The 13,688-nt window shown below is 45.6% G+C and carries 10 protein-coding genes; 3 read left to right on the top strand and 7 right to left on the bottom strand.

The genetic code is table 11. The features are described 5' to 3' along the window. Positions 1–342: 342 nt before the first annotated feature. Complete coding sequence (locus MKX68_RS04150) at positions 343–2,934, bottom strand: glycine betaine ABC transporter substrate-binding protein (protein ID WP_340909348.1); 2,592 nt, start codon at positions 2,932–2,934, stop codon at positions 343–345. Further along, on the bottom strand, positions 2,900–4,129 hold the full coding sequence (locus MKX68_RS04145) for a quaternary amine ABC transporter ATP-binding protein (protein ID WP_307414572.1): 1,230 nt from the start codon (positions 4,127–4,129) through the stop codon (positions 2,900–2,902). Before MKX68_RS04145 ends, MKX68_RS04150 begins: the two co-directional genes overlap by 35 nt. A 501-nt stretch (positions 4,130–4,630) precedes the next feature. Between MKX68_RS04145 and MKX68_RS04140 the strand changes: the two genes are divergently transcribed. Next, the gene (locus tag MKX68_RS04140; protein WP_338592117.1) at positions 4,631–5,206 is read left to right on the top strand and encodes a GbsR/MarR family transcriptional regulator; all 576 of its coding nucleotides are present in this window, start codon (positions 4,631–4,633) and stop codon (positions 5,204–5,206) included. A gap of 127 nt (positions 5,207–5,333) precedes the next feature. On the opposite strand, the gene MKX68_RS04135 is transcribed toward MKX68_RS04140, so the two are convergent. Both MKX68_RS04135 and MKX68_RS04130 read right to left on the bottom strand, forming a co-directional pair. Further along, complete coding sequence (locus MKX68_RS04135; RefSeq protein WP_340909345.1) at positions 5,334–6,965, bottom strand: helix-turn-helix domain-containing protein; 1,632 nt, start codon at positions 6,963–6,965, stop codon at positions 5,334–5,336. A gap of 186 nt (positions 6,966–7,151) precedes the next feature. Beyond that, on the bottom strand, positions 7,152–8,438 hold the full coding sequence (locus MKX68_RS04130; RefSeq protein ID WP_340909343.1) for a DUF5050 domain-containing protein: 1,287 nt from the start codon (positions 8,436–8,438) through the stop codon (positions 7,152–7,154). A 243-nt stretch (positions 8,439–8,681) separates the two neighbouring features. Here MKX68_RS04130 and MKX68_RS04125 point away from each other — a divergent pair, with 243 nt between their 5' ends. Together MKX68_RS04125 and MKX68_RS04120 are read left to right on the top strand one after the other, a co-directional pair. Next, positions 8,682–9,695, top strand: coding sequence for a Gfo/Idh/MocA family oxidoreductase (locus MKX68_RS04125; RefSeq protein WP_340909340.1), 1,014 nt, complete (start codon positions 8,682–8,684; stop codon positions 9,693–9,695). 32 nt (positions 9,696–9,727) lie between these two features. Then, complete coding sequence (locus tag MKX68_RS04120) at positions 9,728–10,714, top strand: Gfo/Idh/MocA family protein (RefSeq protein ID WP_340915276.1); 987 nt, start codon at positions 9,728–9,730, stop codon at positions 10,712–10,714. Between the two features lie 3 nt (positions 10,715–10,717). Here the strand turns inward: MKX68_RS04120 and MKX68_RS04115 are convergent, their stop codons facing one another. The 3 genes from MKX68_RS04115 to MKX68_RS04105 form a co-directional block, all read right to left on the bottom strand. Beyond that, positions 10,718–11,512, bottom strand: a complete 795-nt coding sequence (locus MKX68_RS04115) for a MurR/RpiR family transcriptional regulator (RefSeq protein ID WP_340909338.1) — start codon at positions 11,510–11,512, stop codon at positions 10,718–10,720. A 136-nt stretch (positions 11,513–11,648) separates the two neighbouring features. Then, a complete protein-coding gene (locus tag MKX68_RS04110) occupies positions 11,649–12,482 on the bottom strand; it encodes an ABC transporter permease subunit (RefSeq protein WP_340909335.1) in 834 nt (277 codons plus the stop codon). Then, entirely contained in the window at positions 12,475–13,380 is a 906-nt protein-coding gene (locus MKX68_RS04105; RefSeq protein WP_340909331.1) for an ABC transporter ATP-binding protein, read from the bottom strand. The genes MKX68_RS04110 and MKX68_RS04105 overlap by 8 nt, the downstream gene beginning before the upstream one ends. Positions 13,381–13,688: the final 308 nt, after the last annotated feature.

Genomic DNA, 13,688 nt, shown 5'->3' with positions numbered 1-13,688 from the left:
ATCCCTGACAAAAACACAGCAAACGACTGTTTTATTCTGATATAGCGTGTCTCAGATTCTTTAGATTTCTGGAATCACTTCATATCCTTGAATAAGACGTCTCCGATTCGTTAGCGCTTGTATTTGCTCTGCTCTAACCGTGAGTGAGTATTCTACTCCTGATCCTATCCAGAGCGAAGCTTTTCATTAAAAGGGAGAAAATCCACTTTAACGGCACTTCAGGTACATTCAGGCTTTGATTAGGTTTGAAAACATTACCAAGTAAAAGTTACACTCAAAAAGACCACCGAAAAATTTCGGTGGTCTTTTTACCAAATTCAGGTTTATACAACTCAATCTGGTTTAATTATCTTTTAAGTCTTCAACAGAGTTGATATCCATGTATGTTGGAACAACCAGACCTTGTTTGACTCCAGTCATACTGACAGCTATGTCTTCAATCTGGTCTCCATAAGTCTCCCAATAATCACCATGTGTAAGCGGGAGCCATACGGCTGGGGAAGCATCAATATCACCTGCTGCCAAACCTGCCCACATGGGTCCAGCTTCGACTTGTAGTGCTTTGACGGTATAACCGAGATCCGTCTCCAGCACATACTTCATCAGGTTGGTACTCGCAATTTCAGAGTCCCATGCAACATAACCGAGACGTAAATTGTCACCTTTAACAGGGGTTAACCCCTTGGTCCACTCTTCAATTTGGTCCGGATGCTTTTCTGCATAAGTCTTGGCAGCTTCTTCAGGCGAAACGCCCTTTTGAATGTCTACCATGATTTCACTCATCTGATCCGCAGTCCAATTAAAGCGAGAGAAGAACTCGTAGGCAACGGGATGATCTTCCTTGATTCCCTTACGTCCAACCGTGTGAACTTCCTCTGCATCGCCGAAAATTAAGTCGGGATCGTCCAGGTACTTCAGATCATACTGGTTGAACATCCAGTGGGGAGTCCAACCCGTAACGATGATGGGTTCTTCATTTTTATAAGCTTTGTCCAATGATGCAGTCATTGCTGCTCCAGAACCTTCAATCAGATTCCAGTTAGACAAATCATAATGCTTAATGGCGTTTGCTGTGGCCTTCATCAGACCTGCACCTGGATCAATACCAACGATTTGGTGATTAACCTCTTTGCCCACATCGGCACTTGCCGATGGAGTGGAGGAAGAAGTAGCACCTGTCTCCAGATCTGCAATCGAATTGACTTCAGTCATGTAACTAGGAACCACGAGGCCTGTACGTACACCTGTCATGTTGGCACCCAGATCGTCCACCTGGTCTTTGTAACGTTCCCAGTAGTCTGCGTGTGTTAATGGCAACCAAGCTGCTGGAGAGGCATCTACGTCGCCTGAGGCAACACCTGTCCACATTGGTCCGGCTTCGACTTGCAGAGCGTTAACTTTATAACCCAATTCGTTTTCCATCACATATTTCAGCAAGTTGGTACTTGCGATTTCGGAATCCCAAGCCACATAGCTTAGTTTGAATGCATCACCGTTCACTGGAGTCAGACCTTTGGTCCACTCAGCAATCTGATCGGCATGTTTCTCAGCATAAGCTTTAGCTGCTTCTTCTGCGGATGTGCCATCCTGAATGGCAGTCATCATTTCACCCATTTCATCCGATGTCCATTGGAAACGGGACAGGAATTCAAACGCAACAGGGTGATCTTCTTTCAGACCTTTACGGGCGATGGTGTGAATTTCTTCAGCATCACCGAAAGATTTTTCTGGATCTTCCAGATATTTCAGATCATATTTGTTGAACATCCAGTGCGGAGTCCAACCTGTAATAATGATTGGATCTTCATTTTTGATGGCTTTGTCCAATGTAGCAGTCATGGCTGCACCAGAGCCTTCAATCAGAGTCCAGTCAGTCAATTTATAGTCTTTGATCGCTTTTGCAGCGGACTTCATGATGCCAGCCCCTGGATCGATACCAATAATCTGATAATTTACTTCTTCACCTACAGCATTGGCTGCTGAATTGTTGCCACCAGCGGAAGTTGTGCCACCAACAAAGTATTGTGAGAAACCAGCTACAAGCACAAGGAATGTTGCCGCAGCAGTGATCCATGCTTTTTGCTTGGCTGTAATGCGTGAGGTCTTTTTGCGACCTGGCATAAACACATTTTGTGTAAAACGGTCCAGAACAATCGCGAGTACAACAACGGCCAGACCGGCTTCGAAACCTTTACCGATTTGAAGTTGTGTTACGGCACGATAAACTTCCGCACCAATACCTTGTGCACCGATCATGGATGCAATAACAACCATGGATAGTGACAGCATGATGGTCTGGTTAATACCCGACATCACGGTAGGCAAAGCGAGTGGAAGCTGTACTTTGAACAACTTTTGCATGGAAGTTGAGCCGAATGCATCAGCTGCTTCAACCAATTCGCCAGATACCTGTCTGATACCCAGGTGAGTCAGACGAATCGTTGGCGGAATCGCAAATATAACGGATGCGATAACACCTGGAACGACACCTAGACTAAAGAATGTGACCGCAGGCAGTAAGTAGACAAATGCAGGCATTGTCTGCATGAAGTCAAGCAGTGGTGTAATGATACGCGCTGCAGTTTTACTGTATGCAAGCCAGATTCCGACCGGTACACCAAGCAGGATCGAAACCAATCCTGAAGTGATAACCAGACCGAGTGTATCCATCGATTGGGACCAGTATCCCAAGTTATCTACGAGCAAGAACCCGATAACCGTAAATAGTGTCAGTGGGAGTCGACCTACGAGGAACGCAAGAACTCCCAATATAGCAATGAACAAGAGTGGATGCGGCAGCATGAACAGCCCGGAGAAGAATCCGACTACTGCCTGAATAACAACAGAGATTACATTAAACAATCCGGAGAGCGAGGAGCTCATCCAGTCAACGATGGATTCAATCCACGATGCTAGTGGTATTTTGGGAATCATTCACAAGTTCCTCCTTTACTGCAACTTCACCGCTAAGCGCACCCAGCAGGGCACCGCGGACGATAACACCTTGCAGACGGCCATTCTCACCAACAACAGCGAGCGGCACATGGGCAGAACTTACAATCTCGAACAATTCATGAATCAGGGTCTCAGGCGACACCGTCGGCCCGTCCGTGATCAGAATGTCGTTCAATAATTTGTTTTCGCGCATGGCACGGGTTGCATCTTCAGCTGTAATAACACCAAGTAGTTTGATCGAACGGTCAATGACAAACAGGTTGGAAATACCACGTTCGCGCATTAATTCGAGGGCAACACGAGGACCACGATCAAGCGTAATTGTTTCAGGGCGACGCATTACGTGAGATGCTGTAAGGACCTTGGACAGATCCACGTCTTCGACGAAGCGGGCCACATATGAGTTGGCCGGTTGAATCATGATTTCTTCCGGTGTACCGATCTGCACAACTGCGCCGTCTTTCATAAGGGCAATACGATCGCCGATGCGCAGCGCTTCGTCCAAGTCATGGGTAATGAAAATAATCGTCTTTTTCATTTTATCCTGAAGCTCGATCAACTCATCTTGCATATCACGACGAATCAATGGATCAAGTGCACTGAAGGCTTCATCCATTAGCAGTACTTCCGGGTCATTGGCAAGTGCACGCGCCAAACCGACACGTTGCTGCATCCCGCCACTGAGTTCATCTGGCATTTTGTCTTCCCAGCCCTTAAGGCCAACCAGCTCAAGTGAGGTTTTTGCTTTCTCCCGGCGTACTTCCTTATCTACTTTTTGTATTTCCAATCCATACTCCACATTATCAAGAACGGTACGGTGCGGGAACAACGCAAACTTCTGGAAGACCATGCTGATCGTTTTCCGGCGCACTTCGCGCAATTGTTCTTTGTTCATCTTGCGTAGATCCTTACCATGGACCAGGATTTCTCCGGATGTTGGTTCAATCAGACGATTGAACATCCGAACCAGTGTGGATTTACCACTCCCGGACAGTCCCATAATAACGAAAATCTCGCCTTCCTTAATGTCCATGTTGACCCGGTTGACACCAACCGTTATCTGTTTTTCTTTGGCCAACTTTTCTTTACCCCAACCTTGCTCCAGTAATTGCAGACCTTGCTCGGTTTGGGGTCCAAACAATTTACTTACGTTTTTCACTTCAAGTATGGTCATGTTTTCACCCCTTCTGATGTGTTGTGCACTTCGAACGGCTTTCAGCATCCATAAGCCCATACACTTATGCGCCCAGCCACGAAATCCGGTAGTTGTTGCTTCGCTTCCCGTCTTTCTGGGTAACGTTTTGTATTCTAACAATACTTACCCCGTATAGCAACCGAATAAACAGTACATAATGTTTGTACAGTAAAAACTGTACAAAGTTTTTCTCCCATATGCTCCGTCATTCTCCTTATTCTGCCTAATAAGGTTCCTTTACATTTGATATCGCTTTTTCTACAATAGAAAATGAGCTGAATTGAAGCTGAATTTTTTGGTTAAAAGATAGTCATAGGCAATTGTAGCCTGGTAAAGTTCCCATTTTCATACATTGGGTGAATGAAAGCCCTCTGGCATATATGATGTCCGGCCGAGTGCTTTCCCATGTAAGCAGGACTTTTAAAGTGTTGCAATTATTTCGCCAAAGACTGTGGAATGTTCAGAATGGAGGTTGCAAGCATGGGCTTGGACCATTTACAAGAGGAACAGCAGGCAACCGTGCTGAAGATTCGTAAGCGCGTCATTGAAGCCATTGGACGTAATATGGATCTTTACGGCGTTACGCTGTCGACGGGACACTTATATGGATTGCTATTTTTTGCAGACAAACCAATGACCCTTGACGATATGGGACGGGAAATGGAAATGAGCAAAACGAGTATGAGTACAGGTGTACGAACACTGCTGGATTTGAAAATGGTAAATAAAGTGTGGAGCAAGGGCTCCAGAAAAGACCTATATGAAGTGGAATATGACTGGCATCAGACGTTTACGGATTATTTTGCCATTAAGTGGAGAAAAGCCGTGGAGAGTAACCTTCAGGTTCTACGCAAATCAATTGAAGAACTGAATCGATTACTCGAAGATCTGGATGAAGAGGCGGATGCTGAACTGATCCACATCCTGATGGAAGACAAACACAAAGTTTTGCAAGCGGAAGCATATTACAAATGGTTGGATCGGTTGATTGATACCATGGAAAATGAAGAGATATACAAGCTTGTTCCGAAGGAAGAAATCAAGGAACATTTATAATTACACGCAAAGGGCCCTTTCCGTTATAGGAGAGGGCCCTTTGGCCTGTGCAATATCTTACTGAATTATAATGAAGAAACACGATGTAAAAGATAACCTTGCCCATCGTATCGACCTATGTTCACATCTAATGTCCGATCAGACCTGCCTGAGGAAAGACTACAGACTGCTGAGCAATCTCTTCGAGTTCGTTCAGAATCTGTAACCGTCCCGCCGGGGTCCAGCATAACCGTTGCCAGTTCGAGATATCGTGAACGTTACCATACAATACAGCAGGAGATCGATTCCACGATGCTGTTTGTTTCATGCGTCGGAACAGCTTTTCACTGGCAGGCTGAAGCGAAGCACGATGGATCAACAGGTAATCCGTGTCCAGCACGGGAATACTATCCGCAACATACTCATTTCTGGAACTTTCGGGAGATACAAGCTGAGCAGGCTGGAGTCCCAATTCAGCATACAACAAGTGATTTAATGGATGCTCGCCAGTCCCCTGTAAGCGAATGAACTGATTCGTAACCTCCATCAGAGCCAACCGTTTTTGTCCGAAATAGGATTGCAGGTTCAGGCTTGTTTCAAGCTTGCGAAACTCTAGTTCTTTGAAATTCAGCAACGCCTGCTGCTCACGTCCAACCAGTTCGGCTAAGCGAATATGGTTCTCTTTCCAGTCATCAGTGGACTCCAAGATGATGGTGGGTGCAATATTTTTCAGGCGATCGTAATAGGGCTTATGGTACAAATCACCGATGATCAAGTCTGGCTTCGCCTGCCGAAGTTGATCGAATTGTCTGGTTAATCGGCGTTCTTGTTCATATTCATCCGATTCTTGGTCAAACACACCTTCACCTTGCAGCACAGCTACCGGGCGCAGTCCAAGTGAGGCCAAGTTCTCATGAAATCCCATAATAGATGCCGTAGCTACGCGAAGTTGGTCTCTTTTCATATATACGCTGGGGGCAATCCCTAAGGTTTGTTTGAATTTGCGGCTAAAATAATACTCATTGCCATACCCGACAGATACCGCGACGTCTTTGAGGACACATGATTCCTCTGCCAGCTGTTTTTTGGCTTCGTCTATACGTAAACGATTCAGGTAATCGGTTGGTGACATGCCTTTGGCCTTCTTGAAACTGCGCGAATAGGAGCTGGGTGTGAGTCCAGCAATCTTGGCAAGCTGATCCATGCTGATTCCTTCACTCATGTAACGTCGCATATACATAATACTGCGTTCCAAGGCAGGGTCCACTTTCTCATGATTGGCTTCCAGCCTGTTCTCCGAAAGAAACTGCAGCAGATCATGCAGCTGGCTATGTATGCTGATAAAGTGATCCGGTTGAAGACCGCGATAGGTTTCATAGAGTTGCTCGAAACGTAATTTAGCCTGCTGCTCGTGACGGACCAGCAATCTGCCTGTTTGCCAATCCAGCGGGAAGGCGGGTGAGGAGGCCATTTTCCATTCCCCGCGTACTTGCTGCAAACGAACCGTATCCATGCTGAGCAATATACATTCGGTCACATTCGAGCGTGCAGCGCCCTCAATGGTTGTTCCTGCTTTCAGTACAAACAAGCTGCCCGCTTCAGCCGTATAGACTGTATCATTCAGGACCAGAACACCGTCTCCTTGCAAAATAAGACAGAGCATGGGCCGTGACACCGTCTTGCCTTGCACACGGAAATTCTCCCCACGACGCACACGGCACATGGAGGAGAGGAGCGGTAGAGATGAGGTTTCAGCAATGAAGGGAAACTGTTCAGTCATACGGACCATCCTTTTGTCTTATTTTCTTAATGATAACAATTATCATTCTCATATGGAAGATGTTTTTGAAAAATAGTTTTCGACAACCAAAAAAGGACTACCAAGAGCCGTTATGGCTGCAAGGTAATCCTTTTTGTTATGGACAAGTCCGTTGAATGGGCTATACGCCTGAATCAACAATATATGTTAGTACGGTGTCACCAATAGAATATTGTCGAGGAAAACTTCACTCATTACTTTTTTCCCTGTTCCACCCGTTTGCACGTGATACAAGCGATATTGATCTTTGGCATTGATGTAGAAGAGGCCCGCAACATCATCTCTGATATGGAATGCATCCCATTCGTCCCCGGTAAGTTTCGTTACCTTGAGAGCTGTATTGACCGAATAGAGTCCGTTGTTGCCCGAGATGTATGCAGCCGTAGCTGTACCATTGGTCAATTGATTCGCAACATACGTTACATTGTTCAGGTTCAGGTTGGCAGACTTGGTCACTTTGTTGCCCGAGACCGTTTTGGCATAAGCCTTTTTGTCTGCATCAATAAGGACAACCTTGTCTGTACCTAAGGCACTTACTTCACGAACGCTTTTGTTATGAAGTTGAAGTGTTTTGGCTGAAGTTGTTAACGCAAACGCTTTGCCTTTGGCATAATTGTAATCTTTGTTGCTGTCGAGAACGATTCCTTTGTTATACACGTAAAGATTGTTTCCCCAACCACCGGAATATACAGCATTCACATCCAGTTTGGCTTTGGGATTAACAGCGGTCGCCTTACCAGTGTTGTAATTCACCTTATACATGACAACAGCATTGGTGGAATAGAAATCCTCGTAGGGGTCTGTATTTACCATCAGTTGCAGTTCGTTTTTGGCTTGGTTCGTAAAATAACGTCCTTCCACTGCGCCTGCGGCAATCCGCTGCACAGCTCCAGAACCGTTGGACGTTTTGGACACGATCCACGTGTTTCCATTAACCAACGCATTATAGTAGGCACGCCCTTTGGTTACCAGGAGAAACGGAAAGTCGGTATCGGCCTTGTCAGCAATCTTGGTGACAGATGAAGCGTCACTATTGCCATTCGCCCGATAAATGGTACCTGTAGCATCCAGATAATAGATGAATCCGTTATCCGTATAATAGCTGAGTACATCTGTAGCAAATGTCTCTGCCTCATCGCTGGACCCGTCATTCGGAACCCGGAGCAAGGTTGTGGAAGAAGCAGTCTGCGTGTAGTAGAGATAAGAGCCTGCCGCGAGCAAGTCTACACCTTGGAAATCAATTAATACTTCTGTTGTATTGCTGCCATCAGCGGATACTTTGTACAGGACGCCATCTGACTCATAATACACTGTGGATTGGCTGAGTGAAGCTGCCTGGGCTGCGGTTCCACCTCCCAATGTCACTGCTGCAATGAGTGTAAATAACAGCAATGTACAGATGGTGCGTTGTAAGTATGTATACCCTGTTTTCATTCGTTCATCGTCCCCCTCGTTCTTCTATATGTATGTCGTTAATTCCTTATGTTATATCGGTAAACTATGGAAGATATGTTAGATCTCAAACATGAAAAAAAGAAGAGGATGAAATTGAATTTCATAGTCATTCAAACCTGAAATCGAATTGCGCATGATGCTGCCAATCCCGTCCCAAAGCATTCTCCGCCTGACTTGATCGTGATAACATAACTCTCAACCAGAGCAGAGGAGTGAGCGATTATGGAATTGAATATGGCGATCATCGGATTTGGGAACGCAGTGGTGAATTATCATTTGCCTTATCTGGACAAGAAAGAAAATATCAAGGTGAAGACAATATACCGTCGCGAGGAAGACCGGGTTGGCGATACAGAGCGTGAATTACTTTATCCCGAGATTACTTTTTCGACCAATGTCGAAGACATATTGCAAGATGATGAGATTGAATTGATTGTTGTTGCCACCCATGTGGATAGCCATGTAGAATACGCCAAGCTGGCATTGGAGAACGGGAAACATGTGCTGGTCGAGAAACCTTTTGCCTCCACTTCTGCGGAAGCCAAAGATATCTTTGAACTAGCCAATCGTAAAAATCTCATCGCCATGGCGAATCAAAATCGCAGATTTGATGGTGACTTTCTGACATTGAAAAAAGTGATTGAGAGCGGCAAACTAGGGAATATTGTTGAAATCCAGTCCCACTATGATTATTTTCACCCACAGTACACCAGAAGTGGATTTGGACTGCTGCATGGTTTGGCTGTACATACCATCGATCAGTTGATCTCCATCTATGGCGTAGCCGACCGAATTAATTATGATGTTCGGAGTTTGATCACGCCGGGTGAATCCGATGATTATATCGATATTGATTTTCGTTATGGACGAATAAAGGCCACGATTAAGTGCAGTCTGCTTGTGAAGATCGAACATCCAAAATTCATTGTACACGGGGATCGAGGGAGCTTTGTTAAATATAGCAGCGGACATCAAACGAAAAATGGAGATGGACGAACCCGGGTATCCATTGAAGCTGAACCGGAGAATAACTGGGGTACGATTAGTTATGTGGACGATAAGGGAACATCACATACGGAGAAAGTTCCTTCGGAAGCGACAGACTATGGCATTTTATATGATCAACTGCTTCAAGCCATTCGACGTAACGGTGATAAACCGGTCAAGGATGAAGAGGTTTTATATGTATTGGATATTTTACATGACGGAATCGAAGCGGCGAAGAGAGCCAACTGACAAACAACCAACGACAGGAGAGAGACGACATGATGAATATAGCAACGATTGGTACAGGGTCCATTGTGGATGCCATTTTATCTGCGATCAATGAGCTGGATGATGTTACGTGTACAGCGATGTACTCCCGGAAGAGAGAGACAGCACAGGAGCTTGCGGGGAAGTATGAGGTCGATACCATCTATACGGACCTGGAATCCCTATTTTCAGATACAAATGTAGATCTCGTATATATTGCTTCACCAAACAGCATGCACTACGAACAGGCCTATCAGGCACTTCAACATGGCAAACATGTCGTCTGCGAAAAACCGTTCACGTCCACGCTTCAGGAAGCAGAAACGCTGATTGCACTTGCAAAAGAAAAGAATCTGTTGTTGTTTGAAGCTATCTCCAACATTCATCTGCCCAATATTAAAGTCATACAGGAGCAGCTACCAAAGCTTGGTCCGATCAAACTCATCCAGTGTAACTACAGTCAATACTCGCGCAAATACAATGATCTGCTTGCAGGGCAAACACCAAATGTATTTAATCCACAATTCTCTGGTGGCGCGCTGATGGATATCAATATTTATAATCTGCATTTGGTCATGAATCTGTTTGGCAGTCCGAATACCGTATCGTATACCGCGAACCAGCATGCAAACGGCATTGATACATCAGGAGTAGTGGTTCTCAAGTATCCGGATTTTATTGCCGAATGTGTAGGTGCCAAAGACACAAACAGCATGAACTTTGTGCTCATTCAGGGCGAGAAAGGTTATCTTCAGGTTGTGGGAGGAGCAAACGGTTGCCGGGAGATCAAGCTTCAGATCGGGAATGAGCCTGCTGAGGTGTATAATGCCCAGAGCCAATCCAATTGGCTGTACTATGAGTGGGAAGCGTTCAGGGACATTCATGCAAGTGGTGATTACAAACGGTGTTACGAACTGCTCGAACACAGCCAGTCTGTGATGAGTGTACTCATGAGTGCACGTAAGGATGCCGCGATTGTATTTGCAGCGGACCAGCTTTAATCATTAATACGTATCGCTAATGCTCCCCATGTATAACATGTCGAAAATGTAGAGTACCGAGACCATCGAAGACATTTTGGATAGCCTTAATTGTTCATTGTATCCATAAGCCAGCAGCGTTTCATCACAATGCTTGGATAGGGTTGAATGGTTGTTGCCCGTGACCGCGATGACTTTCATCTGTTTGCTATTGAGCACTTTGGCGGCTTCAATCATGGATTGGTTCTCACCTGTGTGCGATATAACAAAAGACAGCGTCAGGCTATTCGGATTCATCGTGTTCAAATAATGCATGTTCGGACTATTGTGAGCAATCGCAGATATGCCGAGTTCATTCCACTTGGTACAAGCCTGTTGAGCCAGATAATAATTCATATCACTGCCATAGACATCAATGCGTACGGATTCTTTGACCCAGCTAGCGATTCGTAGCAAAACAGGAGCGTTTAACATCCGGCGGGTATCCTCCAGCGCCTGCTGGTACAGGTAAGGAACTGAGTCGATGGCAGCCAGCACATTGCCTTGTTCTGCGAACGGAGAATCCAGCGTCTGCAACGCTGAAGGCATCTGTTGATATTCAAGAGCAAGCTTTAACTGAAAGTCTGGGTACCCCTTGGTACCCAGCTTTTTGCATAAGCGAACAATAGTGGATGAGCTTGTATAGGTCTGCTGAGCCAGTTCATGGGCTGTAGAATCAAATACAACTTCGGGATTGTTCAGGATATAGTCCACAATATGTTTCTCCTGTGCGGTTAATTGTGAAGCATATTTTAATTTTTGAAGTAGTTTGGATTCCATACAGTTGTTCCATTCCTCTCTAAGATCATCCCATAGCATATATCTCCACATCATAACCTGCACTTATTTATTTCTCAATCTGTATAGCGGAGCGACAGTGTAATCTGTTGAATTTCTTCGTTACACTCCACATCGTTCAGATCTGACTTTCAGCCAGTTGCTGGCGACTATTCCACGACGTGACCAGACGAAGAAGAACCACACTTATGAGCAGGAGCACTGCTCCAATCATGAGTAACATCCAAGGACCAATCAGCAGCATGCCACTGGCTTGACCAGCGACTAAGGCGATGAGGGGAAGGACAATTAATCCGCCGAGCTGATAAGCTTCCTGGAACCCACGGACCTTGGCCGAGATCAGGACGTTTAATAAAATGACCATAAGACTGCAAGCGGGAACAACCCACACGACAAGTATTATCCAGTTCAGATTGGGAAACATCAACGTTCCAAACATGGGGTACATCAGAATATTGGCAATGATTCCGTAGATCAGGAAAGTAACCCAGGATAATATAATGGAAGGGATCAGGGCAGCTAGTACTTTACCTTTAAAAAGAGTGTTCATACTGATCGGTGTGAACAACAATCCTTCCAGCGTTTTGTGTTCCTTCTCCCCAGCGAAACTATTGGCCGTCAGAATACTGGATGCCATCACCGGAATGATGAGAAACAAGGGAGCGAACATATACATGGCCAAGTAATAGACAATACGATGATTATCTGTAGGCATGGAAGCAAGCTGAGGAATCTGTCCACCATGGGTTAACGCATCCAATGATTCGAGCAGAAAGCTGATGTTGCCCAGAGAACGAAGTTCCATTCTGGAGGCCGCCCACAGGAGAGCAGAGGGCATAATGATTCCGATAATCAGTGGAACGATCAACATGGGCAACCAGAGCTGAACGCTGGCTGTGATGGACCTAATATCTTTGCGTACCAGTGCACGTATGGCTTGGCTGTTATTCATGGTGGTGTGCCTCCCTTATGGCAAAATAGATACTTTCCAGATCACTGCCCGTGATGCGGGCCTGATAGACTTGACCATGCTCCGTTAATTGCCTTAGCAGTAATGGAATATCTTCACGCGATGTAAGCTGGAATGTCGCTTTATGTGCGGAGATTATTTCAGGTGTAAAGTCGGTTGTCGTGTGCCATCCATCGGGCATGTCGGCTTCTACTTCGAGCTTCGGAGTGGACAGGTACCGGCTAACAATCTCCTGTTCCGTGCCTTCCTCCACGATGCGCCCCTTTTCCATGAAAATATAATGATCACAGACGGCTGACAGTTGGGACAGCACATGGGATGAGACCAGGATTGTCATCTTTTCTTCCTTATTTAACTGACGGATCATGCGCAGAACCATCTGAATTCCATCCGGATCCAGGCCATTGGTGGGCTCATCCAGAAACAGGATGGAAGGACGGTGCAAGAGTACTCGTGCAAGGCCCAAGCGTTTCTTCATGCCTGTACTATAGGTGCCGACTTTTCGATGCTGATAATCCTGCAACTCGAACAGAGTTACAAGCTCGTCGATTCGTTTCTTGGCATGCTTCAGGCCAAAAACATCTGCGAAGAAAGTCAGATTGTCACGCCCGCTCATATTTTCATATAATCCACTTTGCTCGGTAAGGGTGCCACACATGGCCAGTACTTTCTCCGCCTCACGAGCGGCGTCCAATCCGTTAATGGTTACCTGTCCACCGGAAGCGCCCAAAACACCATTCATGATACGGATCAGTGTGGTTTTGCCCGAACCGTTGGGTCCAATCAACCCGGTGACACTGCCTTGTTTAACTGTGAAACTGACATCATGCAGTGCTTGATGCTCCTTGAATTGCTTGGATATGTTGCGTACTTCGATCATGTATATTCACCGTCCGATCTGAGTTTGGAGATTATACGTGCGGTAGGCTGATATCGTTCAAATGGACGACAAAAAAGATATTTTCCTCCTTCAATAGTCCCGAATGTAGGATGCATATTTACCCTGAAGTCTGTCTGAAATCGGGTCTCAGGTTTGTTTTTTCTCTGCCGTGTAACATGTATCCTTATTTTAGGGTAGAACATCCGTTTCATTGCTATTCATAACGTGGTAATGGAAGATAAGGCCTTACGTCTCATGAATGCCTGTAATATTCATCTAACGCCGGTCTTGGTTATCCAGGGGCGGCT

Source organism: Paenibacillus sp. FSL M8-0212, from assembly GCF_038004645.1.
Classification (GTDB): Bacteria; Bacillota; Bacilli; order Paenibacillales; family Paenibacillaceae; genus Paenibacillus.
This window is presented reverse-complemented; position numbering and strand designations above follow the sequence as displayed.